General features: G+C 68.5%; 23 protein-coding genes. 15 read left to right on the forward strand and 8 right to left on the reverse strand.

Features of this window, described 5'->3' with window-relative positions:
• The first annotated feature begins 63 nt into the window (after window positions 1-63).
• The 6 genes from AC07XP_RS17305 to AC07XP_RS17330 are packed head-to-tail and all read left to right on the forward strand — an operon-like array spanning window position 64 to window position 5,243.
• Window positions 64-579, forward strand: a complete 516-nt coding sequence (locus tag AC07XP_RS17305) for a hypothetical protein (protein WP_062479635.1) — start codon at window positions 64-66, stop codon at window positions 577-579.
• Between the two features lie 57 nt (window positions 580-636).
• The gene (locus tag AC07XP_RS17310; protein ID WP_495265371.1) at window positions 637-1,806 is read left to right on the forward strand and encodes a c-type cytochrome; all 1,170 of its coding nucleotides are present in this window, start codon (window positions 637-639) and stop codon (window positions 1,804-1,806) included.
• Window positions 1,803-3,590: a cytochrome c oxidase subunit I gene (locus AC07XP_RS17315; RefSeq protein WP_495265372.1), complete on the forward strand. Its 1,788-nt coding sequence runs from the start codon at window positions 1,803-1,805 to the stop codon at window positions 3,588-3,590. The genes AC07XP_RS17310 and AC07XP_RS17315 overlap by 4 nt, the downstream gene beginning before the upstream one ends.
• Entirely contained in the window at window positions 3,587-4,204 is a 618-nt protein-coding gene (locus tag AC07XP_RS17320; RefSeq protein WP_159274119.1) for a cytochrome c oxidase subunit 3 family protein, read from the forward strand. Before AC07XP_RS17315 ends, AC07XP_RS17320 begins: the two co-directional genes overlap by 4 nt.
• A gap of 11 nt (window positions 4,205-4,215) precedes the next feature.
• On the forward strand, window positions 4,216-4,908 hold the full coding sequence (locus AC07XP_RS17325; RefSeq protein WP_070063243.1) for a heme-copper oxidase subunit III family protein: 693 nt from the start codon (window positions 4,216-4,218) through the stop codon (window positions 4,906-4,908).
• Between the two features lie 11 nt (window positions 4,909-4,919).
• The gene (locus tag AC07XP_RS17330) at window positions 4,920-5,243 is read left to right on the forward strand and encodes a cytochrome C oxidase subunit IV family protein (RefSeq protein WP_495261370.1); all 324 of its coding nucleotides are present in this window, start codon (window positions 4,920-4,922) and stop codon (window positions 5,241-5,243) included.
• Window positions 5,244-5,255: 12 nt separating this feature from the next.
• Here the strand turns inward: AC07XP_RS17330 and AC07XP_RS17335 are convergent, their stop codons facing one another.
• The 4 genes from AC07XP_RS17335 to AC07XP_RS17350 all read right to left on the reverse strand — a co-directional run bounded on the left by AC07XP_RS17335 (window position 5,256) and on the right by AC07XP_RS17350 (window position 9,338).
• Window positions 5,256-6,881 (reverse strand): MFS transporter, encoded by a 1,626-nt coding sequence (locus AC07XP_RS17335; RefSeq protein ID WP_095950483.1) that lies wholly within the window; start codon window positions 6,879-6,881, stop codon window positions 5,256-5,258.
• 30 nt (window positions 6,882-6,911) lie between these two features.
• Window positions 6,912-7,682: an amino acid ABC transporter permease gene (locus AC07XP_RS17340; protein ID WP_070063241.1), complete on the reverse strand. Its 771-nt coding sequence runs from the start codon at window positions 7,680-7,682 to the stop codon at window positions 6,912-6,914.
• A 93-nt stretch (window positions 7,683-7,775) separates the two neighbouring features.
• Window positions 7,776-8,534, reverse strand: coding sequence for a basic amino acid ABC transporter substrate-binding protein (locus tag AC07XP_RS17345; protein ID WP_062479619.1), 759 nt, complete (start codon window positions 8,532-8,534; stop codon window positions 7,776-7,778).
• A gap of 81 nt (window positions 8,535-8,615) precedes the next feature.
• Window positions 8,616-9,338 (reverse strand): hypothetical protein, encoded by a 723-nt coding sequence (locus tag AC07XP_RS17350; RefSeq protein ID WP_495265373.1) that lies wholly within the window; start codon window positions 9,336-9,338, stop codon window positions 8,616-8,618.
• Between the two features lie 201 nt (window positions 9,339-9,539).
• On the opposite strand from AC07XP_RS17350, the gene AC07XP_RS17355 reads away from it, so the two are divergent.
• From AC07XP_RS17355 to AC07XP_RS17370, 4 genes are all read left to right on the forward strand, one after another.
• Entirely contained in the window at window positions 9,540-10,163 is a 624-nt protein-coding gene (locus tag AC07XP_RS17355; RefSeq protein WP_369630630.1) for a hypothetical protein, read from the forward strand.
• A 12-nt stretch (window positions 10,164-10,175) separates the two neighbouring features.
• Window positions 10,176-10,718, forward strand: coding sequence for a GTP-binding protein (locus tag AC07XP_RS17360; RefSeq protein WP_495265374.1), 543 nt, complete (start codon window positions 10,176-10,178; stop codon window positions 10,716-10,718).
• Window positions 10,715-11,104, forward strand: coding sequence for a roadblock/LC7 domain-containing protein (locus AC07XP_RS17365; protein ID WP_495265375.1), 390 nt, complete (start codon window positions 10,715-10,717; stop codon window positions 11,102-11,104). Before AC07XP_RS17360 ends, AC07XP_RS17365 begins: the two co-directional genes overlap by 4 nt.
• A 97-nt stretch (window positions 11,105-11,201) precedes the next feature.
• Window positions 11,202-11,561, forward strand: coding sequence for a hypothetical protein (locus AC07XP_RS17370; RefSeq protein WP_307695214.1), 360 nt, complete (start codon window positions 11,202-11,204; stop codon window positions 11,559-11,561).
• An 84-nt stretch (window positions 11,562-11,645) separates the two neighbouring features.
• On the opposite strand, the gene AC07XP_RS17375 is transcribed toward AC07XP_RS17370, so the two are convergent.
• Complete coding sequence (locus tag AC07XP_RS17375; RefSeq protein ID WP_062478228.1) at window positions 11,646-12,122, reverse strand: Lrp/AsnC family transcriptional regulator; 477 nt, start codon at window positions 12,120-12,122, stop codon at window positions 11,646-11,648.
• A gap of 179 nt (window positions 12,123-12,301) precedes the next feature.
• Here AC07XP_RS17375 and AC07XP_RS17380 point away from each other — a divergent pair, with 179 nt between their 5' ends.
• The 5 genes from AC07XP_RS17380 to AC07XP_RS17400 all read left to right on the forward strand — a co-directional run bounded on the left by AC07XP_RS17380 (window position 12,302) and on the right by AC07XP_RS17400 (window position 21,970).
• Window positions 12,302-15,913: an indolepyruvate ferredoxin oxidoreductase family protein gene (locus AC07XP_RS17380; protein ID WP_495265376.1), complete on the forward strand. Its 3,612-nt coding sequence runs from the start codon at window positions 12,302-12,304 to the stop codon at window positions 15,911-15,913.
• 258 nt (window positions 15,914-16,171) lie between these two features.
• The gene (gene yajC, locus AC07XP_RS17385; protein ID WP_062478234.1) at window positions 16,172-16,507 is read left to right on the forward strand and encodes a preprotein translocase subunit YajC; all 336 of its coding nucleotides are present in this window, start codon (window positions 16,172-16,174) and stop codon (window positions 16,505-16,507) included.
• Between the two features lie 89 nt (window positions 16,508-16,596).
• Entirely contained in the window at window positions 16,597-18,480 is a 1,884-nt protein-coding gene (secD, locus tag AC07XP_RS17390) for a protein translocase subunit SecD (protein WP_495265377.1), read from the forward strand.
• Between the two features lie 18 nt (window positions 18,481-18,498).
• Window positions 18,499-19,461 (forward strand): protein translocase subunit SecF, encoded by a 963-nt coding sequence (secF, locus tag AC07XP_RS17395; protein ID WP_062478240.1) that lies wholly within the window; start codon window positions 18,499-18,501, stop codon window positions 19,459-19,461.
• 112 nt (window positions 19,462-19,573) lie between these two features.
• Window positions 19,574-21,970 (forward strand): DUF1631 family protein, encoded by a 2,397-nt coding sequence (locus AC07XP_RS17400; protein WP_062478243.1) that lies wholly within the window; start codon window positions 19,574-19,576, stop codon window positions 21,968-21,970.
• 60 nt (window positions 21,971-22,030) lie between these two features.
• Here the strand turns inward: AC07XP_RS17400 and AC07XP_RS17405 are convergent, their stop codons facing one another.
• Genes AC07XP_RS17405 through AC07XP_RS17415 form a run of 3 tightly spaced genes read right to left on the reverse strand, consistent with a single transcriptional unit; the run spans window position 22,031 to window position 25,026 of the window.
• A complete protein-coding gene (locus tag AC07XP_RS17405; RefSeq protein WP_489060728.1) occupies window positions 22,031-22,567 on the reverse strand; it encodes a Smg family protein in 537 nt (178 codons plus the stop codon).
• Between the two features lie 59 nt (window positions 22,568-22,626).
• Complete coding sequence (gene dprA / locus AC07XP_RS17410; protein WP_139700754.1) at window positions 22,627-23,769, reverse strand: DNA-processing protein DprA; 1,143 nt, start codon at window positions 23,767-23,769, stop codon at window positions 22,627-22,629.
• A gap of 33 nt (window positions 23,770-23,802) precedes the next feature.
• The gene (locus tag AC07XP_RS17415) at window positions 23,803-25,026 is read right to left on the reverse strand and encodes a LysM peptidoglycan-binding domain-containing protein (protein ID WP_070063232.1); all 1,224 of its coding nucleotides are present in this window, start codon (window positions 25,024-25,026) and stop codon (window positions 23,803-23,805) included.
• Between the last annotated feature and the right edge of the window lie 148 nt (window positions 25,027-25,174).

The following is a 25,174-nucleotide window of genomic DNA, read 5'->3' on the forward strand; positions in this document are numbered from 1 at the left end:
CCCTTGTTGAGCCTATAACTCAAGCATGGTCTCTTGCTCGTCGCAAGACGGAAAGGAGGCGCCGTGAAAAGACGCATCTATTGGCTGTTGCCGGACCTGGCGAGTGCCAGGCAGGCGATGCACGATCTGCTGCAGGCGCGTGTCGACATCGCGCACCTGCATTTCGCCGCACGCGAAGGCCAGGACATGGCCGGGCTCCATGCGGCCAACGTCTGGCAGACCTCCGACCTCGTTCACGCCGCCAAGACCGGCTGGGTGCTCGGCACCGCCTGCGGCGTGGTCGTCGGGCTGCTGGCCGCGCTGCTGTTCCCTGTGTTCGGCGACGAGCCCGAATGGGCCGTGGCCGTGGGCCTGGCGCTGCTGGGCGGCGTGGTGGGCGCATGGTCGGCCACCATGGTCGGCGTGTCGATCCCGAGCCCGCGGCTGGCGCGCTTCGAGAGCGCCATCGCGCAGGGCCAGGTCCTGTTGATGGTCGACCTGCCGCCGTCGCGCGTGCGCGAGGTCGAGGCGATGCTGGAGGCCACGCACCCCGAGGCCCGCTTCGAGGGCGAAGAGCCGCGGATCCCGGCGATCCGCTGAAGCCGCCGCGCATGCGACTCCCGGACCCCACGATGGCCACCCCAGGGAGCGCAGCACATGACCATCGCCGTCGTCCTGTTGCTCATCGTGGTGGCCTCGGTGGCGTTCCACGCCGTCAACCCGTGGTGGACGACGCCGCTGGCCTCCAACTGGCAGCGCATGGACGACACGCTGACCATCACGCTGCTCATCACGGGCCTGTTCTTCGTCGTCATCAACCTGTTCCTCGCCTACACCGTGGTGCGCTTTCGCCACCGCGAGGGGCGCCGCGTGGCGCCGCATGCGCCCGAGAGCCGCACGCTGGAGCGCTGGCTCATCGGCGGCACCACCGTCGGCATCATGGCGCTGCTGGCGCCCGGCCTCGTGGTGTACGCGAACTACGTGCGCACGCCGCATGACGCGCGCGTGCTCGAGGTGCTGGGCCAGCAGTGGCAGTGGCGCTTTCGCCTGCCCGGCGCAGACGGCAAGCTGGGCGCGACCGATGCGCGCTTCGTCAGCGCCGCCAACCCCTTCGGGCTCGACCCGGCCGACGCGGCGGGACTGGACGACCTGCTGGTCCCCGGCGACGAGGTGCACCTGCCGATCGGCCAGCCGGTGCTGGTGCTGATGCGCTCCCACGACGTGCTGCACGACTTCTTCGTGCCACCCATCCGCGCCCGCATGAACATCGTGCCGGGGCAGGTCAGCCGCTTCTGGTTCACGCCCACCGTCGCGGGCCGCTACGAGGCGCTGTGCGCGCAGCTGTGCGGCGTGGGCCATCCGAACATGCGCGGCTTCGTGGTGGTGGAGGACGCGGCGGCCTACGACGCCTGGCGCACGGCGCTGCCGACCTTCGGCGCGATGCAGCTGGCGCAAGCGGCCAAGGCGGCGCAGGCTGCCCAGGCACCGGCCGGCGGCGGCGCGCGCGTCGACCAGGGCCGCGCGCTGGCCGACGCCAAGGGCTGCGTGGCCTGCCACACCATCGACGGCAGCACACGCGTCGGACCGACCTGGAAGGGCCTGTACGGCAAGAACGAGTCGATGGCCGACGGCAGCACCGCGCTGGTCGACGAGGCCTACCTGCGCAGCTTCATCCGCGACCCGCAGGCGCGCCACGTGAAGGGCTTCCCGCCGGTGATGCCGAAGATCGACCTGAGCGACGAGGAACTGGCCGCGCTGGTGGCCTACATCCAGAGTCTGGGCAGCCCGCCGGCGCAGGCTGCCACCGAACAGAAGGCCGCGCGATGACTTCTTCTGCGCTCACTCAAGACGACGAGCACGACGACGCCGGCCACCCGGCGCCGCAGGGCTTCCTGCGCCGCTACGTCTGGAGCCAGGACCACAAGGTGATCGCCGTGCAGTACGCCTGCACCGCCATCGCGGTGGGCGTGGTCGGCCTGGTGCTGTCCAACCTGATGCGGCTGCAGCTGGGGTTTCCGGGCCAGTTCGAGTTCATCAACGCCGAGCGCTACTACCAGTTCGTGACCATGCACGGAATGATCATGGTGATCTACCTGCTCACGGCGCTGTTCCTGGGCGGCTTCGGCAACTACCTGATCCCGCTCATGGTGGGGGCGCGCGACATGGTGTTCCCCTATCTCAACATGCTGAGCTTCTGGGTCTACCTGCTGTCGGTGGTGGTGCTGATGGCCAGCTTCTTCGTCGCGGGCGGCCCCACCGGCGCGGGCTGGACGCTATACCCGCCGCAGTCGATCCTGCCCGGCACGCCGGGCCACGGCGGCGGCATCGTGCTGATGCTGGTGTCGCTGCTGATCTTCATCGTGGCCACCACCATGGGCGGCCTGAACTACGCGACCACCGTACTGCAGGCGCGCTGCCGGGGCATGACGCTGCTGCGCATGCCGCTCACGGTGTGGGGCATCTTCGTGGCCACGGTGCTGGCGCTGCTGGGTTTTCCGGCGCTGTTCGTCAGCGGCGTGATGCTGCTGCTGGACCGCACGGTGGGCACCAGCTTCTTCATGCCGGCGCTGGTGTCGATGGGGCAGCTGTCGGGCCACAAGGGCGGCAGCCCGCTGCTGTTCCAGCACCTGTTCTGGTTCTTCGGCCACCCCGAGGTCTACATCGTGGCGCTGCCGGCCTTCGGCATCGTGTCGGACCTCATCAGCGTGCACGCGCGCAAGCGCATCTTCGGCTACCGCACGATGGTGTGGGCCATCGTGGCGATCGGCGGGCTCAGCGTGGTGGTGTGGGCGCACCACATGTTCGTGAGCGGCATGAACCCGTACTTCGGTTTCTTCTTCGCCACCACCACGCTGGTCATCGCGGTGCCCACGGCGATCAAGGTCTACAACTGGCTGCTCACGCTGTGGCGCGGCGACATCCACCTGTCGGTGCCGATGCTGTTCGCGCTGGCCTTCGTGTGCACCTTCGTCATCGGCGGGCTCACGGGCCTGTTCCTGGGCAACGTGAGCGTGGACATTCCGCTGTCGGGAACCTACTTCGTGGTGGCGCACTTCCACATGGTGATGGGCGTGGCGCCGCTCCTGGTGGTGTTCGGCGGCATCTACCACTGGTTCCCCAAGATCACCGGGCGCATGCTGGACGACCGGATCGGCCGGCTGCATTTCTGGATCACCTTCCTGGGCACCTACGCGATCTATTTCCCGATGCACTACCTGGGCGTGCTGGGCATGCCGCGGCGCTACTACAACTTCGACGGCTACAAGTTCATTCCGCCGTCGGCCTTCAGCCTGAATGAATTCATCACCGTGGTCGCGCTGGTGGTCGGCGCGGCGCAGCTGCTCTTCATCGTCAACCTGGCTTGGAGCGCCTGGCGCGGCCGGCCGGCCGGCGCCAACCCGTGGCGCGCTGCCTCGCTCGAATGGCAGACGCCCGAGACGCCGCCCGGTCACGGCAACTGGGGGCCGCGGCTGCCCGTGGCCTACCGCTGGGCCTACGCCTACGGCGTGCCGGGCGCGGCGGAAGACTTCATCGCGCAAAACGCGCCGCCGCAGGCCAGCGACGACAAGGACGACGTGCCGGTGAGCGGCGCGCGCGGAGCCCCGGCATGAACGCGGATGCCGCCCTGCGCCTGCGCGGCCTGCCCCGCGACGTGCGGCTGCGCGACGCGCACGCGAGCGCCGCGGGCATCGGCCTGTGGGTCTTCATGGGCGTGGTCACCGCGCTGTTCTCCCTCTTCACCGTGGCCTACGTGATGCGCATGAGCAGCGGCGACGCGGTCGCGCTCGCGCTGCCGTGGCAGCTGTGGCTCAGCTCGGCGCTGCTGGCGGCGGGCAGCGTGGCGCTGGAAGCCGCCTCGCGCCGCGTGGACCCGGCGCGCATGCGTCGCCTGCTGCTGGCCGGCGGCCTGTGCGCGGTGGGTTTCCTCGGCGTGCAGCTGTGGGCCTGGGGCGCGATGGCGCACGCGCAGGTGCTGCCGGCGGGCAACCCGTCGGGCAGCTTCTTCTACCTGCTGACCGCCATGCACGGGCTGCACTTGGCGGGCGGGCTGGTCGGGTGGGCGATGGCGGCGCGCGTCGCGTGGGCCGACCCCGCCCGGGCCGGATGGCGCATCGCGCTGTGCGCGCGCTACTGGCACTTCATGCTGGCCGTGTGGCTGGCGCTGTTCGCGCTGCTGGGGTGGGTGACGCCGGAGGTGGCGCGCGTCCTCTGCGGCACGGCGTGAGGAGGCTTCGCATGAACTCCAGCACCGCAACCCTCACCGGCTCCGCCGTCGCCACGAGCGGCTGGCGCGGCCTGGTGGCCGACTGGTCGTCCGACCGCCAGGCCTTCCACGTCTCGTGGGGCAAGGCCATGATGTGGATCTTCCTGCTGAGCGACATCTTCATCTTCAGCTGCTTCCTCACGGGCTACATGACGGTGCGCGTCTCGACCACCGTGGCCTGGCCCAACCCGAGCGAGGTGTTCGCGCTGCACGTGGGCGGGGCCGACGTGCCGCTTTTGCTGATCGCGATCATGACCTTCGTGCTCATCAGCAGCAGCGGCACGATGGCGATGGCGGTCAACTTCGCCTACCGCGGCGACCGCGTGAACGCCGCCACGCTGATGCTCGTGACCGCCACCTTCGGCGAGCTCTTCGTGGGCATGCAGGCCTTCGAGTGGTCCAAGCTGATCCTCGAGGAGGGCGTGCGGCCCTGGGGCAACCCGATGGGCGCGGCGCAGTTCGGCGCGGCCTTCTTCATGATCACGGGCTTCCACGGGCTGCACGTGTCGGCCGGCGTGGTGCTGCTGTTCGCGGTGGCCTTCAAGCTCATTCGCGGCGACTACGACAAGGCCGGCAACTACCAGGTGGTCGAGATCGTGGGCCTGTACTGGCACTTCGTCGACCTGGTGTGGGTCTTCATCTTCGCGCTGTTCTATCTCTGGTGAGGACCATCATCATGAACACCACCCACGCCACCACTGGCCAGCAGCACCCGATCGGCCTGTACCTGAAGATCTGGGGGCTCCTGTTCGTGCTCAGCGCAATGTCGTACATGGTCGACTACCTGCACGTGCAGGGCTACCTGCGCTGGGGCCTGATCATCGTCTTCATGCTGCTGAAGGCCGGGCTCATCGTCGCGGTCTTCATGCACATGGCCTGGGAGCGGATGGCGCTGGTCTACGCGATCCTGCTGCCGCCGCTGTGCCTGCTGGTGCTGGTCGGCCTGATGGCGGCGGAGGCCGACCACACCTTCCTCGCGCGGCTGGCGTTCTTCCGCTGACGGCCCTGCTGCTCAGCGCCGCACCACGAAGCGCGTGATCACCGGCGGCGACTCGCCCAGGTGGAAGGCCAGGCGGCGTTCGCGCAGCGCCATGTCGGCGGCCGTGGCGCGGTTGAAGCGGCGCAGGTGGTCGGTCCACGACTCGTCCACGATCTGCTCCACGTAGCGTTCGGGCTGTGCGATGTCGTGCAGCAGCTCCCAGCCGATGGCGCCCTGGCCCAGGCGCGCGCGCCGGGTCTGCTGCATCACGAGGTGGAAGGCCGCGGCGCGCGACGGGTCGATGAGGTATTCGACCGTGATCACCACGCGGCCGTCTTCCTGCGGCGCCTCGGCGGGTGGGCCCGTGGCCCAGCCGGCCTGGGCGGGGCGCACGTCGTCCTCGCCGCTCACGTCGGTCACCCAGCGCATGGCCGCGAGCATCAGCAGCGTGCCGCTCACGGCGGCGATGGCCAGGCTCAGCTTCAGCGACGTGACGGTGGCCACCTGGCCCCACAGCGCCGCGCCGATCGCGCTCGCGCCCATGATCGCCATCTGGTAGGTCGACATGCCGCGTGCGCGCACCCAGTCGGGCAGCGCCAGCTGGGCCGACACCGACAGCGAGTTGGCCACCGTGATCCACGCCATGCCGCCGAAGAACATCGCCGGCACCGCGACCCAGGCGTTGGGCGCCACGGCCATCACCGCCGTGGCGGCCGACTGCAGCATGGCGCCGCGCAGCACCAGCTGGTCGCGCCCGAGCGCCTGGCGCAGCCGCGGCAGGAAGAGCACCGCGATGATCGCGCCCGTGCCCATGGCGGCCAGCAGCAGCGTGAAGGTGCCGGCGCCGCCGCCCTGGAGGTTGCGTGCCAAGAGCGGCAGCAGCGCCAGCAGCGCCGTCGAGTGGAAGAAGAACAGCGACACGCGCGTGAGCACCGCCCGCATGCGCTGCGACTGGCGCACGAACTGCACGCCCACGCGCATCGCGCTGATGAGCTTCTCGCGGCCCAGCGGGTTGGGCGTGTGCTCGCGGCGCCAGCGCAGCACCACGAAGCCCGAGGCCACCGACAGCACCGCGTTGAGCGCGAACACCCAGACGCTGCCCGCGCTCGCGATCAGCATGCCGGCCGTGAGCGGGCCGACGATGCGCGAGGCGTTCATGGCGATGCCGTTCAGGCCCAGCGCCGCCGGCAGCTGTTGGCGCGGAACGAGCTCGGGCACGATGGCCGAGAACACCGGCCAGCGCAGCGCCAGCCCGATGCCGTTGGCGAAGGTGAGCGCCAGCAGCAGCGGCGCGGTCATCACGTCGAGCGCGATGGCGGCGCACAGCACCACGGCGGTGCCGGCCAGCCAGAACTGCGTGGCCACCAGCCAGCGCCGGCGATCGAGGATGTCGGCCAGCGCGCCGCTGGGCAGGCCGAGCAGGAACACCGGCAGGGTGGAGGCCGACTGCACCAGCGCGACCCAGATCGGCGAGGTGGTCAGCGAGGTCATCATCCACGCCGCCGCCACATCGTTCATCCACATGCAGATGTTGGCGATGAGCCAGGTGCTCCACAGCATGCGGAACACGGGGAGCTTCAGGGGCTCGAGCGCCGCGAGGTTCGAGGGCTGCGGCCGGGCCGGCGGGAGGGGTGTCTCTTCGGGGGATATGGGCGGCATGTCGCGCTATTGTGGCGCGAGGCGGCGCGCCTAGCCCCGGTCGCTGCGTGCGAGACGGTGTTCCAGCCGGCGCAGCAGCGTGGTCAGCACCAGCGTCATCACCCAGTACACCACCGAGATCGCCAGGTACGGCTCCCAGTAGCGCGCATAGGCGCCGGCCACGGTGCGCGCGGCGTAGGCCAGTTCGGCCAGGCCGATGGCCGACACCAGCGAGGTGTCCTTGAGCAGCGCGATCGCGTTGTTGCCCAGCGGCGGCAGCATGCGGCGAAAGGCCTGCGGCAGCACCACGTAGCGCATCACCTGCGCCGGGCTCAGGCCCAGCGAACGGCCGGCGTCGAACTGCCCGCGCGAGATCGACTGGATGCCGGCGCGGAACACTTCGGAGATGTAGGCCGCCGAGTTCAGCGTGAGCGCGACCACGCCGGAGATGAGGGCGCCGTGCTCCTGCTTGAGCGTGCGCGCCAGCTCGCCGTCGATCAGGATGCCCGTGCTCGGGTGGATGAACACCGGCATCACCGCGAAGTGGATGAGCAGGATCTGCACGAACAGCGGCGTGCCCCGGAAGAAGCTCACGTACACCGTGGCCGGCCAGCGCAGCAGCAGGCGCGTGACCCAGGTCCATGGCGCGTGGCGCGCCTGCGCCAGCCGCGCCAGCGCCAGGCACAGGCCCCAGCTGGCGCCCAGCAGCACGCAGACCACGGTCATGCGCAGCGTCATCCAGGCGCCTTGCCAGAACAGGTCCTTGTATTCCACGAGGATGTCCCAGCGGAACCATCCGAAAAGCAGCACTGGTTGTTCCATGCTTGCGTCCTCAACTCTCTGTCTATCTGTCGGTCAGCGGAAAAACGAAACGGCCGCGTGAGGGCGGCCGTGTTCAGGAAATTGCCGTGCGGCTCAGCGCACGTTGGGGTCCTTGTTGAACCACTTCTTGTAGATCGTCACGTAGCTGCCGTCGGCGCGGATGGCCGCCAGGCCGGCGCTGAGCTTGTCCAGCAGCGCCTTGTCGCCCTTCTTCACGACGATGCCGAAGCCTTCTTCGGGGAAGGACTTGTCGTCCAGCGTCTTCAGCTCGGGGTGCTGCGCCACGCGGTAGGCGATCACGCCGTTGTCGCCCATGGCGGCATCGACGCCGCCGCCGGCCAGCTCGGAAATGATGAGCGGCGTGCTCTCGAAGCGGCGGATGTTGGGGCTGGTCTTGCCGAACTCGCGCGAGGCGATGTCGTCGGCGGTGGAGGCGCTGACCACGGCGATCTTCTTGCCCGTGAGGTCCTTCAGCGAGGCCACGGTGCTGTTCTTCGGCAGCGCGATGAGTTGGCGGGCCGCGAAGTACGGCGGCGTGAAGTCGTAGCTCTGCTTGCGCTTCTCGTTGATGGTGACGCCCGAGATCACGAGGTCGACGTCGCCATTGTTCAGCGCGCCGAAGATGCCGGTGAAGGGCGTGTTGACGATCTTGATCTTCAGGCCTTGCTGCTTGGCGATGGCGTTGATGATGTCGATGTCGAAGCCGACGATCTGCTTGTCCTTGTTTTCGAAGGCAAACGGCGCGTAGGTGGCGCTGGAGGCCACGGTGAGTTCGCGGTTCTGGGCCTGGGCACCGAAGGCGAGCGTGGCGGCAGCGAGGCCGAGGGCCAGGGCACGGCGTAGAGAGTTCATTCGGGGTCCTTGTGTCTTTGCCGCCCGGCGGGAAGCGGTGGGCGAGCATTTTAGGCGGTCGCTATCGGGACCCTTTGCCGCCTACCGGGCGAACAGGAGGTAGAGCGCGACGGCCACCACCGCCACGACAGCGATCACCTTGCCCGCGCGGGGCGAGCCGGAGGCGCCAGTGGAACTCCACGTCACGCTGTGGGTGCGCACGGTCTTCGTGCGCCCGCCGCTGCTGCGCTCCGTGCGGACGAGCGCGTCGGCCACGACCTGCCGGCCTTCCGGCGAGACCGCGGACATCGGCGTGGCGAGCATCTGCAGCTGCGCGGGCGTCAGCACGCCGGTGCGTACGGCCCAGGCCAGCGTGGCGGCCGGCGAGGCGGGCGCCGCCCATTCGGGGTCCTGTGCGGGCAGCAGGCCGAGGGCCTGTGCGTGCTGCGCGGGGTCGACCAGCTGCAGTGCCTGCAGTTGATCGAGGGCGCTCTCGGTCACGCCGTCTTCCAGGCGGTTCGCCATGAGGCTGATCTCGAGCAGCACCCAGGCCGGCGCCTGGCCGCTGACCATGGCCACCGCATTCGCCACGGTGCGGTGCGCCTCGTCTTGCGCGTGGGGGGCGGCGCGGCTGCGCAGGCCGGGCAGGGCCTGCGCCGCGACGATGCCCTTGGCGGCCGCCCAGCCCAGCGCTTCGCTCGGGGTGCGCAGCGGCGTGTTGGGCAGGTCGGGGTGCGCGAGCGCCTGCGCGTGTTCGGCGTCGGTCAGCAGGCCCAGGGTGTGCAGGTGCGACAGGGCCCGTGGGCCGGTTTCTTGGGGATTCATGGGGGCCCAGTGTCCCAGAGGTCTCGCGAAGGGCCGCGCCGCCGGCCCGGCGCTCCAAGCGTGTGCGTTACTTCTCGGTGCGCGTCCAAATTTGGGCATCGACTCGATACACAACGCATCAATTAGTTAACACATATAACAATAAGGAACTATTAAAAACAATTGCTCAGGGAAGAAGGTATGCCATTGGTTTTGGGCGTCATGGGGCTCCCTCAGGTCGAGGTCGAGCTCCTGCGGATCATCGTTCGCCTCAGCTCCAATCTCCGGTCGTTGTGGACGGTCAGCGAGTCGCAGCCCTGCGACCTGTTGCTGGTGGACGGCGATGCGCCGGCCGCCGAGCGGCAGACGCCGGCCGCGCGCTTCGTGGTGCCGATGGTGGCGCGCGGCGAGGCCGTGGCCGCCGCGCCCGCGCGCCGCACGCTGGCACGTCCCATCTATGCGGAAGAGCTGGTCGCGCTGCTCAACCAGGTCGCGCCCAGCGGGGCCTCGGGCGACGCGGCGCGCGCCATGGTGCGCTCGATCCGCGCGCGGGCCTCGCTGATCCGCTGGCCCTCGCAGGTGACCCTGCAGCGCCATCCGATCTACGTGCGGCTGGCGGCGGCGCTGTCCAAGAGCGCGCAATCGGCCGAAAGCCTGAGCGTGCTGGGGCGCATCGACGTGCAGGAGTGCAGCACCTTCCTCGGCCTGCTGGAGGAGGAAGGCGCACTGACCTGGTCGGAGGAAGCCCGCGCGCCGCGCCCGTCGGGCGCCAGCGCCGGCGGCGAGGCCGCGCAGCACAAGCGGGGCCTGCTCTCTCGCATCCGCCGACGCCTCGGGCTGGCCTGAACGGGGCGCCGCATGAGGGACTTCAAGCTCGTCTTCACGGGCCCGATGGGCGCGGGCAAGACCACGGCCATCGCGGCCATCAGCGAGACCGCGCCGATCGCCACCGAGGTCGCCAACGCCGACACCTCGGTCGCCAAGGCCACCACCACGGTGGGGCTCGACTTCGGCCAGGTGACGCTGGACAACGGCGACCGGCTGCGCCTGTACGGCACGCCGGGCCAGAGCCGCTTCGACTTCATGTGGAAGATCCTGGTGCGCGATGCGCTGGGCCTGGCGATCCTGCTGGACAACAGCCGCCCCGACCCGATGGCCGACCTGGCCCAGTACCTGGACGGCTTCGCCGGCGCACTCGAGCGCATGCCCTGCGCCGTGGGCGTGAGCCGCCTGCCGTCGCACCCCACCCCCACGCTGGACGACTACGCGCAGGCCCTGGCGGCGCGCGGGCTGGTGCTGCCGCTGCTGGCGGTCGATCCGCGCCGCAAGGACGACGTGGTCGCGCTGATCGAGACGCTGCTGATGCAGATCGAAGTGCTCGACGAGGAGGCCGCGCCATGAAGATTCCCCACGCCCTGAAGCTGCGCGCCGCGGTCGAGGCCCGCCGCGTGCTCGACGAGGTCACGGGCATCGCCTCGGTGGTGATCGCCACGCCCGATGGCTTCGAGATCGCCAGCGTCGCGCGGCGCGACGTCGAGCCCGCACGCATCGCCGCCATGGCCAGCTCGATCGCCGCCATCGGCGCGGTGGTGTCGCAGGAGGCGCGTCTGGGTCGCTGCACCTGCATCACGGTCGCGACCGACAACGGCTTTGCGCTCGTCAGCCCGGTGCACAGCGGCGAGACCTCGCTGGTGGTGAACGTCATCGCCGACGCCGGCGCGGTGCTCGCGCAGGCGATGTACCGCACGGCGGCCTGCGTGCGGGCGCTCGAGGCGCCGCAGCCCTAGGCCCTATCCACGAATTCACGGGCGAAGACGGATTGGCATGCGACGTCTCCACCCTCTTTTTTCATTCGCATGAATTTCACTCACAGGACTTACTGACATGGCCTCGATCCAGACCAGCCTCGACACCCTCCTGACCGCCGACGGCGCCCTGTGCGCTGCCGTGGTCGATTCCGCCAGCGGCATGATGCTGGGCGCCGCCGGCACCGGCGTGGACCTCGAAGTGGCCGCCGCCGGCAACACCGAAGTGATGCGCGCCAAGCTCAAGACGATGCGCGCGCTGGGCCTGAGCGACACCATCGAAGACATCCTCATCACGCTGGGCAAGCAGTACCACCTGCTGCGCCCGATGGCGCAGAAGGAAGGCGTGTTCATCTACTTCGTGCTCGACAAGGCGAAGTCGAACCTGGCGCTGGCGCGCCGCAAGCTGCAGGACGTCGAGAAGGACATCACCTTCTAACCAGATAGAAGGTGCACCGCCCTCGGGCGGATGGTCGGGCCGGCTCCCTCGCGGGAGGCGGCCCTTTTCTTTTTGGAGGGGCGGCTACTTCGCCAGGTGCCCCAGCGGCAGCGCGCTGTTGGCCTTCACCTCGCCCAGCGAGAAGCTGGTGTGCAGGTCTTTCACGTTCGGCAGGTTCATGAGGTTCTGCCGCGCGAAGGCCGAGAAACCGTTCAGGTCCTGCGCCACCACCTGCAGCTCGAAGGTGCCGGTGCCGCTGATGTAGTGGCAGGCCACCACCTCGGGCATCTTGCGGATCGCGTCTTCCAGCTTGCGCGTGGCCTCGTGGGTGACGCGCTCGGTGTCCACGCGCACGAAGGCCAGCACGCCCAGCCCGATCTTGTGGCGGTCGATCTCGGCGCGGTAGCCCTTGATGAAGCCGGCGTCTTCCAGCGCCCGAACGCGGCGCCAGCAGGGCGCCGCCGACAGGCCCACGCGCTGCGCCAATTCGGCGTTCGTGAGGCGGCCATCGGTCTGCAGTTCTTGCAGGATAGCGAGGTCGAACTTGTCAATGCTTTCCATAGGGGTGGATGTTAAGCAAGATTCTTTCTGAAAGTCGTTTTTTCAAGGCAAAAAACGCAAACACCTGTCGCGGACCCCGGCATACACTTTGCGTCACCATGGGCTTGCGCCCTACCGGGCACAGACCCACCGCCAATTCAGCCAGGCCCACAAAGCCCTGCCACACGGAGACAGACCACATGAACGCCCCGCTGCCCGAGCACATTCGCCGTGCGCTAGAAACCGTCACGCTCGACGACAAATACAGCCTCGATTACGGGCGCGCCTTCATGAGCGGCGTGCAGGCCCTGGTCAAGCTGCCGATGCTGCAGCGCCTGCGCGACAAGCAGGTCGGCAAGAACACCGCCGGCTTCATCAGCGGCTACCGCGGCTCCCCGCTCGGCGGCTACGACCAGGCGCTGTGGAAGGCCAGCAAGTTCCTCAAGGAACAGAACATCGTCTTCCAGCCCGGCGTGAACGAAGAGCTCGCGGCCACGGCGCTGTGGGGCACGCAGCAACTGGGCTTCTCGCCGCAGGGCACCAACAAGTTCGACGGCGTCTTCGGCATCTGGTATGGCAAGGGCCCGGGCGTGGACCGCTGCTCCGACGTCTTCAAGCACGCCAACATGGCCGGCACCACCGCCTGGGGCGGCGTGATCGCGGTGGCCGGCGACGACCACATCTCCAAGAGCAGCACGGCCGCGCACCAGAGCGACCACATCTTCAAGGCCTGCGGCACGCCGGTGTTCTTTCCGGCCAACGTGCAGGAAATCCTGGACCTGGGCATCCACGCCTTCGCGCTGAGCCGTTTCTCGGGCGTGTGGTCGGGCATGAAGACGATCCAGGAGATCGTCGAGTCCAGCGCCACGGCCATGATCGACCCCGAGCGCGTCGACATCGTCATTCCCACCGACTTCGAGATGCCGCCCGGCGGCCTGCACATCCGCTGGCCCGACCATGCGCTGGAGCAGGAAGCCCGGCTCATGCACTACAAGTGGTACGCCGCGCTGGCCTACATCCGCGCCAACCGCCTGAACCACAACGTGATCGAAGGCCCGAACGACCGCTTCGGCATCATGGCCAGCGGCAAGGCCTACAACGACACGCGCCAGGCGCTCATCGACCTGGGCCTGGACGACGCGGCCTGCCGCCAGCTGGGCATCCGCCTGCACAAGGTGGGCGTGGTGTGGCCGCTGGAGGCGCAGCTCACGCGCGAGTTCGCCACCGGCCTGCAAGAGATTCTGGTGGTCGAGGAGAAGCGCCAGGTCATCGAGTACCAGCTGAAGGAAGAGCTCTACAACTGGCGCTCCGACGTGCGCCCCAACGTGGTCGGCAAGTTCGACGAAGGCGCCAGCTCCACGGACGACGGTTACTCCGGCGGCGAATGGTCGATGCCCAACCCGACCTCGCACACGCTGCTGCGCGCCAACGCCGACCTGAACCCGGCGCTCATCGCCAAGGCCATCGCCGCGCGCCTGAAGAAGACCGGCCTGCTGGCCGCCGCGGGCGCCGACATGGCCGCGCGCATCGACGCGCAACTGGCCATCCTGGAGGCCAAGGAGCGCGCGATGGTGGTGCAGCAGGCCTCCACCAGCGTGGCCGACGCCACGCGCCAGCCCTGGTTCTGCTCGGGCTGCCCGCACAACACCAGCACCGTCGTGCCCGAAGGTTCGCGCGCGATGGGCGGCATCGGCTGCCACTTCATGGCGACCTGGATGGACCGCTCCACCATCGGCTTCACGCAGATGGGCGGCGAGGGCGTGCCATGGGTGGGCCAGCAGCCCTTCACGACCGACCAGCACATCTTCGCCAACCTGGGCGACGGCACGTACTTCCACAGCGGCCTGCTGGCCATCCGCCAGAGCATCGCGGCGGGCGTGAACATCACCTACAAGATCCTCTACAACGACGCGGTCGCCATGACCGGCGGCCAGCAGGTCGGCGAGCGCCCCGAGGGCCACTCGGTGCTGCAGATTGCCGAGAGCCTGCACGCCGAAGGCGCCAAGAAGGTCGTGATCGTCACCGACGAGCCCGAGAAGTACGAGGGCGTGAGCATTCCGGGCGACCACGTGCAGGTGAAGCACCGCGACCTGCTCGACGACATCCAGCGCGAGTTCCGCGCCATCGCCGGCACCACGGCCATCATCTACGACCAGACCTGCGCCACCGAGAAGCGCCGCCGCCGCAAGCGGGGCACGGCCGTCGATCCGGCCAAGCGCGTGGTCATCAACGAGCTGGTCTGCGAAGGCTGCGGCGACTGCAGCGTGCAGAGCAACTGCCTCTCGGTGGAGCCGCTGGAAACCGAATTCGGCCGCAAGCGCACCATCAACCAGAGCAGCTGCAACAAGGACATGAGCTGCCTGAAGGGCTTCTGCCCGAGCTTCGTCACCGTCGAAGGCGGCCAGCTCAAGAAGAAGGGCAAGAACAAGGCGGCCACGCCGGCCGAGTTCGGCCTGCTGGCCGAGCCCGCCATTCCGTCGCTCGCGGGCGGCAAGGTCTGGGGCGTGGTGGTGGCCGGCGTCGGCGGCACCGGCGTGATCACCATCGGCCAGCTGCTGGGCATGGCCGCGCACATCGAGGCCAAGGGCATCGTCACGCAGGACGCGGCGGGCCTGGCGCAAAAGGGCGGTGCCACCTGGAGCCACGTGCTCATCGGCGACACGCAGGACGACATCCGCACCACCCGCGTGGGCACTGCGGCGGCCGACCTGATCCTGGCCTGCGACCCGCTGGTGACGATCAACGCCGAGACCATGGCGCGCATGCGCGAAGGGCGCACGCACGTGGCGCTCAACAGCCACAGCGCGCCCACGGCGGCCTTCGTGCGCAACGCCAACTGGCAGAACCCCGAAGACGCCTGCGCCGCTGAAATTGCACGCGCCGTGGGCATCGACGGCCTGGGCGCCTTCGACGCCGACGCCGCCGCCACCGCGCTGATGGGCGACACCATCTACGTCAACCCGATGATCCTGGGCTACGCCTGGCAAAAGGGCTGGGTGCCGCTGGCGCACGAGTCGCTGATGCGCGCCATCGAGCTGAACGCCGTGGCCGTCGAGAACAACAAGACCGCCTTCGAGTGGGGCCGCCAAGCCGCCGTGCGTCCGGACGAGCTGCAAAAGCGCGTGCGCCCGGGCCAGGTCATCGAGTTCAAGAAGCGCGAGACGGTCGAGGCCCTGGTGGCGCGCCGCGCCGAGTTCCTGGCCGGCTACCAGAACGCCGCCTACGCCGAGGAATACAAGGCCTTCGTCGGCCGCGTGCAGCAGGTCGAGTCGACCGTCGGCAAGAGCACGGGCCTGGCCGAAACGGTGGCGCGCTACCTGTTCAAGCTCATGGCCTACAAGGACGAGTACGAAGTGGCCCGCCTGCACACCGACCGCACCTTCCTGGACCGCGTCGAGGGCATGTTCGAAGGCGACTACAAGCTCAACTACCACCTGGCGCCGCCGCTGCTGGCCAAGAAGAACACCAAGGGCCAGCTGCAGAAGCAGAAGTTCGGCCCCTGGATGCTCACGGGCTTCCGCTTCCTGGCGAAGCTCAAGGGCCTGCGCGGCACGGCGCTCGATGTCTTCGGCCGCACCGAGGAACGCAAGACCGAGCGCGCCCTCATCGGCGAGTACCGCGCCAGCATCGAGGAAGTGCTCAAGGGCCTGCGCGCCGACAACCACGCGCTGGCGCTGGAGATCGCGAGCCTGCCCGAGCAGATCCGCGGCTACGGCCACGTCAAGGAGCGCAACCTCGCAGCGGCCCGCACCCGCTGGACCGAGCTGATGGGCAAGTGGCGCAACCCCCAGGCGCAGCGCGCAGCGGCCTGATCCGCCAGGCCCGTTTCCCCTGACAAAGAGCGCCCCTGCGGCGCTCTTTGCTATTTAAACGATAGCTGAAAGCCCTCGGGGGTGCGCCGGATAAGGGCGCGAAACGGCCATCCGCGCCGAATACAATGCCCGACTGCGCGCGGCCTCCCCCGCCGAGCCTTTGACTTGCGGCCCGCATCCCTCGTGGGCGCGGAACCGCGGGCCCGGCCCGCGCATCTGAAGTCTTTTTCTTCTCTCTTCCCTCTGCTGGAGACTCTCTTGTTCATTTCCTCTGCTTTCGCTCAAACCGCGCCCGCAGCCGCCGGTGGTGGCGACATGTTGTCTTCGCTGGGCAGCATGCTGCCGCTGGTGCTGATGTTCGTGGTGCTGTATTTCGTCATGATCCGTCCGCAAATGAAGCGCCAGAAAGAGGCCCGCGCCATGATCGAAGCCCTGGCCAAGGGTGACGAAGTCGCCACGGCCGGCGGCGTGCTCGGCAAGATCACCTCGCTGAACGACCAGTACCTCGGCCTGGAAATCGCCAACGGCGTCGAGATCAAGATCCAGCGCAGCGCGGTGGTCCAGGTGCTGCCCAAGGGCGCCGTCAAGCAATAAAAGCGTGAGCTGAACCTTGCGCTTCACGGCGCAGGGCCCCAAGTCACGCCGTGTTCCATTTCTGAAACGCTTGTGAAAAGCGCCTTCTCATGAACCGTTACCCGGTCTGGAAGTACACGATCATCGTGATCGTGCTGCTCGTGGGGCTCATCTACGCCCTGCCCAATTTCTTCGGCGAGGCACCCGCGGTGCAGGTGTCCGCGGCCAAGACGACCGTCAAGGTCGATGCCGCCACCCAGACCCGGGTCGAGGAGGCGCTGAAGGCGGCCGGCCTGACGCCCGACATGGTGACGCTGGACGCCGGCTCGCTGCGCGCCCGCTTCACCACCACCGACGACCAGCTCAAGGCGCGCGACGTCGTGCAGCGCGCCCTGGTGCCCGACGCCAGCGACCCGCCCTACACGGTGGCGCTGAACCTGCTGTCGCGTTCGCCCAAGTGGCTCACGTCGCTGCATGCGTTCCCGATGTACCTGGGCCTGGACCTGCGCGGCGGCGTCGACTTCCTGCTGCAGGTCGACATGAAGGGCGCCATCGACAAGAAGGCCGAATCGTTCGCGAGCGACCTGCGCACCACCTTCCGCGACAAGAGCATCCGCGGCACCCAGGTCAGCCGCAACGGCCAGACCGTCGAGGTGACCTTCCGCGACGCGGCCTCGCTGGAGACCGCCAAGCGCCTGATCGTGGACCAGTTCCCCGACCTCAGCACCACCGACACGCAGGACGGCACCAACTGGCGCCTGACCGCCACCATCAAGCCCGAGGCGGCCCGCCGCCTGCAGGACGCCGCGCTCAAGCAGAACATCACGACCCTTCACAACCGGATCAACGAACTCGGCGTGGCCGAGCCGGTGATCCAGCAGCAGGGCCTGGACCGCATCGTCGTGCAGCTGCCCGGCGTGCAGGACACGGCCAAGGCCAAGGAAATCCTGGGCCGCACCGCCACGCTCGAAATGCGCATGGTGGACGAAAGTGCCGAAGGCCGCGCGGCTGAACTGAGCGGCGCGCCCGTGCCCTTCGGCTCCGAGAAATTCCTCGACCGCGGTGGTCGTCCGGTGATCGTGAAGAAGCAGGTGCTCGTCACCGGCGAGAACCTCACCGACGCCCAGCCCGGCTTCGACCAGCAGAGCAACCAGCCCAAGGTCGACCTGACCATGGACGCCAAGGGCGGTCGCATCATGCGCGACGTCAGCCGCGAGAACTACAAGAAGCGCATGGCCATGCTGATCTTCGAGAAGGGCAAGGGCGAAGTGCTCACGGCCCCGTCGATCAACGGCGAGCTGGGCAACCGCTTCCAGGTCTCGGGTTCGATGACGGTGGCCGAAGCCAGCGACCTGGCCCTGCTGCTGCGCGCCGGCTCGCTGGCCGCGCCCATGGAGATCATCCAGGAGCGCACGATCGGCCCGACGCTCGGCGCCGACAACATCGAAAAAGGCTTCAAGAGCGTGATGTACGGCTTCCTGGCCATCATGGTCTTCATGTGTGCCTACTACGCGCTGTTCGGCCTGTTCTCGTCGATCGCGCTGGCCGTGAACCTGATGCTGCTGGTCGCCATTCTCTCGATGCTGCAGGCCACGCTCACGCTGCCCGGCATCGCGGCCATGGCGCTGGCCATCGGCGTGGCCATCGACTCCAACGTGCTGATCAACGAACGTGTGCGCGAAGAATTGCGCAACGGCGCCTCGCCGCAGGCCGCCATCCATGCCGGCTACGACCGCGCCTGGGGCACGATTCTCGATTCGAACGTGACCACGCTGATTGCGGGCATTGCGCTCTTGGCCTTCGGCTCGGGCCCGGTGCGCGGCTTCGCGGTGGTGCACTGCATCGGCATCGTCACCTCGATGTTCTCCGCCGTGTTCTTCTCGCGTGGCCTCGTGAACTTCTGGTACGGCCAGAAGAAGAAGCTCAAGTCTGTGTCGATCGGCACCGTCTGGCGGCCCAAGACCGACGGCACGGCCGTGGTCGACACCAAGTAACGGCCGAGGACCATCGCCATGGAATTCTTCCGCATCCACAAGACCATCCCGTTCATGCGCCATGCCCTGGTGCTGAACATCATTTCCTTCGCAACCTTTGCGCTGGCGCTGTTCTTCCTGTTCCACCGCGGGCTGCACCTGTCGGTGGAGTTCACCGGCGGCACGGTGATGGAAGTGGCCTACGAGCAATCGGCCGACATCGGCAAGGTGCGCGAGGCCGTCACCAAGCTCGGCTATCCCGAAGTGCAGGTGCAGAACTACGGCACCTCGCGCGACGTGCAGATCCGCCTGCCCACCCAGAAGGGCATGAGTTCCGACCAGCAGAGCGCGCAGGTCATGCAGGCGCTGAAGTCGGTCGACCCGTCGGCCACGCAGCGCGGCATCGAGGTCGTCGGGCCGCAGGTCGGCGACGAGCTGACCTCCAACGGCATCAAGGCGCTGGCCATGGTGGTGATCGGCATCATGATCTACCTGGCGTTTCGTTTCGAGTGGAAGTTCGCGCTGTCCACCGTGCTGGCCAACCTGCACGACGTGGTGATCATCCTGGGCTTCTTCGCCTTCTTCCAGTGGGAGTTCTCGCTGGCGGTGCTCGCGGCGGTGCTCGCGGTGCTGGGTTACTCGGTGAACGAGTCGGTCGTGATCTTCGACCGCGTGCGCGAGAACTTCCGTCGTTACCGCAAGATGACGACCACCGAAGTGATCGACAACGCGATCACCTCGACCATCAGCCGCACGATCATCACCCACGGCTCCACGCAGCTCGTGGTGCTGTCGATGTTCTTCTTCGGCGGCCCCACGCTGCATTACTTTGCGCTGGCGCTGACCATCGGCATCTGCTTCGGCATCTACTCGTCGTGCTTCGTGGCCGCCGCGATCGCGATGTGGCTGGGCGTGAAGCGCGAGGACCTGATCAAGGGTCCGCCGGTCAAGCGCGACGGCGATTCCGGCGGCGACGACCCGAACGCCGGCGCCGTCGTCTGAGGGATACTTCGGCGCCAGCTTCGCGTCACCCGCACTTGTGCGGTGGCGCATCCCGATGCAAGCTCGGGGCTGTCGCCGATGAACCGTTCTCTCCGGCCTTTCCGATCCATCAATGAGCACTGCGCGGTCCGCTTCTTCCCTGCAGCTCGCACGCGAGGCGCGTGAGCGTTTCGTGGCGGCCACGGAAGGCGCGATCGCTCCGCTGGCCCAGGCCATCCGCGACCGGCTGACCGCGGTGGCCTCCGATGTCGGCAGCGCGCGCACCATGCAGGAAAGCCGCGACGACCTCGTGGCGTTCCAGGGCCATGCCTCGCAGTGGGTGTCGCTGGCGCAGACCGGCTGGCGCAAGGCGCTGGGCACGGGCCCGGCGGGCGGCACCTCGTCGGCCCCCGCAGCGCTGCGGCTGGAGCTCATCGGCGACGAGGTGGTCGAGAGCAACATCCTCGCCTCGCGCCTGGCACAGACCATCCACGACAAGGCCAGCTTCGAGCTCAGCGACCTGCGCCTGCGCATCCAGCACCTCGAAGGCACGAACGAGCTCGACGCCCGGGACGTGCTGAAACCCGAGACCCTGGCCAAGCTGCTGGTGGAACAGTGGCTGGCCGCCGGCCTGAGCCGCGAGGCCTGGGGCCGCGTGCAGGGCACGGCGCAGCAGGCCCTGGCGGACGTGGTCGTGAAGGCCTACGAAAGCGCCAACGCCTTCCTGATCGCGCAGGGCGTGATGCCCGAAATCGACCTCAAGAGCTTCGTGCGCCGCACGGGCGATTCGGGCGGCGGCCCGTCGTCCATGGGCATGCCGGTGTCGTCGAGCATGCCGATGGGGCAGGGCTCGCCGGCAGGTGCGGCCGTGCCGCACGGCCAGCAGCCATCGCAGCCGCAGCGTCCGGGCTTCGCTTTCCAGGCCTCGCATGCGGCGTCCGTGCCGTCGTCGGGGCCGGCCTCCAGCTCGATGATGGGCAGCTCGCCGCTCGCGTTCGCGCGGCAGCGCGCGCAGACCGCGCTGCTGAGCCTCAAGCGCTTTGTCGCCGCGCGCATCGGCGGCGAGGCCGGCGCCTCGCAACCGGGCGGTGGCACGACCGGCACCGGCGGCGGCGTGGCCGCGCCCCGCGTGTTTTCACGCACCTTTGCCGGCGCCATCGCCGATGCCGAGGTCGCCTACCGCATGGCGGCCACGCAGTACATCGACGGCGGTGGCGAGCAGGCCACGCTGATCCAGCAGACCGCGGTCGACCTGCGCCGGCGCACCGCCGAGCTCAAGAAGCGCGCGCCCACCACGGCCGACAAGGCCACGGTCGAGATCGTGGCGCTGATGTTCCAGGCCATCCTCGCGGAAGAGCGCATTCCGTTCTCCGCCCGCGTGTGGTTCGCGCGGCTGCAGATGCCCGTGCTGCGCGTGGCCATCGCCGAGCCCGAGTTCTTCGGCACCCTGCAGCATCCCGCGCGCATGCTGATCGACCGCATGGGCTCCTGCGTGATGGGCTTCGACGCCGCCGCCATCACCGGCAGCGCGCTCGAGAACGAGATCAAGCGCGTGGTGCAGGTGATCGAGCAGTACCCCGAAACCGGCCAGCGCGTGTTCAAGCTCGTGTTCGACGAGTTCGTCGCCTTCCTCAGCCGCTACCTCACGCAGAGCGACGCCACGCAGCGCGTCATGAGCGTGGCGCAGCAGGTCGAGCAGAAGGAGACGATGGCGATCCAGTACACCATCGAGTTGCGCAAGATGCTCAACGACATGCCGGTGCGCGACGAGATCCGCGAGTTCCTGTTCAAGGTCTGGGCCGAGGTGCTGGCCATCGCCGCGCTGCGCTACGGCGCACAGGGCGAGCACACCGTGATGCTCAAGCGCGTGGCCTCCGAGCTGGTCTGGGCCGCGAGCGCCAAGCCCAACCGCGCCGACCGCGCCCGCGTGATTCAAGACCTGCCGCAGCTGCTGCAGCGCCTGCGCCAGGGCATGGACCTGCTGGGCATCGTCGGCGAGCCGCAGGAAGGCCACATCAAGACCATCGGCGCCACGCTCACCGACGCCTTCATGTCGAAGACCGAGGCCATTCCCCAGGCCAAGATCGAGGCCATGGCCGAGCGGCTGGCGCATCTGGAGGATTTCGTGACCGACGACGGCAGCGCCTCCAGCCTGCCGCTGGACGCGCAGAGCATCGAACTGCTGCTCGGCGTGGACGCGACCGCGATCGAGGTCATTTCCGACACCGCCGGCGTCAAGGTGGCTGAAGACATGCTCGCGTGGACGCACGAGCTGCAGGTGGGCAACTGGTTCATGCTGGACCACAACGACCGCGTGACTCAGGTCCAGTTCGTCTGGCGCAGCGACCGCAAGCAGCTGCACCTGTTCGCCTCGGCCGACGGCCGCAGCTTCCTCATCCAGGCTGGGCGCTTGGCGATGTACCTGCAGGCCGGCCTGCTGGTGCCGGCCGAGGAAGAAACGCTCACCGCGCGCGCGACGCGCGAGGCGCTGGCGAAGCTCGATGCGAATCCCGAGCGGCTGCTGAACTAGTCAGCCGCGCGGCGGTTCTCGTCTGTTCCGGGGAGAGTTTGAACTGCCTTGGGGGCGAGCTCAGTGTGCCGTACGGCCTTCGCGGCTCTCGCAGAGCTCGTCGAGCACGAGGGCATCGGGCTCGATGCCGGTGCTCCAGTGCACCATCAGCACGATGATCTTGAGTTCGTCCAGCGCCACCGGGTCGCCCGGTGCGGCCATCGCGCGCTCGACGACGATCTCGCGCAGGCCGCAAGGCAGCACGTTCGACAGTTCAAGAAAACGGATGAAGCCGAGGCATTCGGCGCCGAGGTGTTCCTGCTCCGACGGCGAGTACACACGCATCGACTGGCTCGACTGGGGCAGCGCCGCATCGGGCGCGCCGCCCAGCGTGACGCGGGCGGTGGTGATGGCGTTGTCGTCATCGCCTTCACGGGCCTGGTGTTCAAACTGCAGGCCTTGCGTGGCAAGGCTCAGGCCGTCGAGCCACTGCAGGGCGTCGCGAATTTCTTCCGCCTCGAAACCGTGCGCACTGAGCTTGCGGCCCAGCTGTTCGGGTTCGGGGCAGGCATCGCCGCGCCAGTAGTTTTCATACACAAACACGAGCACTTCGAACATAGGGCCAATATAGCCCAGGAATCTGTCGTGTGTCCCCGGGCTTTCGTGCACTTTGCGCGTCAGCCGACGGCGGCTCTTTGAAACAGGCCGCCGGGCAAGCGCGAGACGTGCCCGTCGAGTTCAAGCTCGAGCATCTTCGCCTGCAGCTGGGCCGCGCTCCAGCCGGTGCGTGCGCTCAGTGCATCGAGGCTCACCGGGTCGAAGCCAAGGGCATCGAGCAGCGGATGCTCCGGGGCCGGCGAAGGCGTGTCGGTGGAAGGCGTGCGAGCGGCCGGCGCGAGCGGCGGAAGCTCTTCGAGGATGTCGTTCACCGACTCGACCAGCTTCGCGCCCTGCCGGATCAGCGCGTGGCAGCCGCGCGATTGCGGCGAGTGGATCGAGCCCGGGATCGCGAACACTTCCTTGCCCTGCTCCGAGGTGAGCCGAGCGGTGATGAGCGAGCCCGACGCCAGTGCGGCCTCGACCACCAGCGTGCCGCGCGCCAGGCCCGCGATGAGGCGGTTGCGCTTGGGAAAGTTCTGCGTGAGCGGCGGCGTGCCCAACGGCAGCTCGCTCACGATCAGCCCTTGCAGCGTGATGCGGTGCGCCAGGTCGCGGTGCCGCGCGGGGTACACGCGGTCCAGGCCGGTGCCGACCACGGCCACCGTGGCGAGTACCGGTGCGTCGCCGGCCGCGTCGAGCGCGCCCAGGTGCGCCGCGCCATCGATGCCGAGCGCCAGTCCCGAGACCACGGGCAGGCCCGCTTCGCCCAGCGCCCGTGCGAAGGCGCGCGCATGGCTGGCGCCCTGCGGCGTCGGGTTGCGGCTGCCGACCACGGCAAGGCTGCGGCCGAGTTGCGTGAGGTCGAAGGCGGCGGCGCCTAGCACGTAGAGCATCAGCGGCGGGTCGACCATCTCGAGCAGCGAGCCCGGGTAGCCGGCGTCGCCGAGCGTCACGACGCGGCGCGTGATGGCGCCGCCAGTGGGGTCGTCCGCGGGGTGCAGCCATTGCCAGGTCTGGTCGACCTGCGCCTGCAGGCCGGAAGGCGGCTGCTTCAGCGCGGCGGCCTGGGCGGTGCTGACGACTTCGCACAGCGTTGCCTCGGGCTGCGCAAAGATCGCGTCAGGCAGCCCGAAGGCCGCGAGCAGGCGGCGTGCGGCGCCGTCGCCGACGCCTGGGGTCAGTGAAAGTCGCAGCCAGCCTGCGAGTTCTGCGCGTTCCAAACGAGTGTGCGAGAAAGAAGCCTCAGGCGCGTGTCAGGGATTGACGAGGAAGTCGCCGGCGCGGGGAGTGTCGTTGATTTCGAGCACGAGTGCGTACGAGACTTTCTCGAAGGTGCGGAACACCATCAGCAGGCCGATGCGTTCGTTCGGCAGCTTGATGGTTTCCTTGCGTGCGCCGGTGCGGTCGAGGATGGTCTCGCCGTTCTTCAAAATGGCCAGCACGTGGCCGTTGTCGACGCCGTCGCGCGTGCCCTTGTTGATGGCCACGACCTGGTTCTGCGCCGCGTACTGCACGGCGTTGCCGTAGACCGACACGATGCGGCCGTCCACCTGGGTGGAGGGCGCGCGCGGTGCGTAGCTCAGCAGCTGGCGCGGCGGCTCGGGCAGCAGGCGGTCGCCGGCGCGCATTTCCTCGCGCGACGCAATGATGTCGATGCTGGCCGGCACGACCGTGATGACGTCCTTGTCGCCGGTCGTCTCGATGGTGGTCGATTCGCCGCGCTGCAGCTGCGCCTTGCCCAGGTACTGCGCCTCGTAGCCGAGGATCTCGCCGGTGCCGGGGTCTTTCAGCGGTGTGGCGCTGCGGAAGATGCGGTAGTGCTGCACCGGGCCCGGCTTCTCGACCAGCGGCGATTCGGCGTTGCCGCGCGCATAGGCGCGGTCGCCACGCGACAGCAGCACGCGGCTGTCATTGCCGGCCACGATGCGCGGCGCGGCGTCGAGCGTGTTGGCATCGACCACGATGGGTTCGCTGAGGAAGGGCTCGATCAGGCTCGGGTTGAGCGTGGGCAGGGCCATGCCGGCGAGCGAGTCGAAGCGCGTGCGCGGCGACAGCTTGATGGTGCCGCCGTCGCCGCCAGAGACGCCGCGGCGCGTGGTCAGGCGCGCGCGGCCGCCGCTCTTGTCCAGGTACAGCACCTGCCCCGGGTAGATGCGGTGCGGGTCCTGGATCTCGTTGATGTTCATGCCCCACAGCTCCGGCCAGCGCCAGGGGCGCAGCAGGTACAGGCGCGAGATGGCCCAGAGCGTGTCACCGGGCTTGACGGTGTACTCGTCGGGCGCCTTCGGCGACAGCTCGCTCAACGGCACGCCGGCCTGGGCGGTCTGCTGGGCGGTGGCGCGCTGCTGGGGCGTGACGGGGTAGGTCGTCTGCGCCCAGGCCGCCGTGGCGCCGCAACTGCCGGCCACTGCCAGGGCGGCCGTCCAGAAGGCAAAGAAGGTCGGGCGCTGGTGTTCGGTGGAGCTGGGCTGTGTCATGTCTGGATGGGTGAGCGCACGAAGTATCGTGGCGCATACGAATCTCACAATTTGCTACGAATTCTGCGCCCGAAGCCCTTGCAAGGGCAACGTTTTCGCGTCAATGCGCCGCGACGCGTCGCGGAATTGGCGAAAATAGCCACAACTT

It is taken from the genome of Variovorax sp. GW531-E2, assembly GCF_059423125.1.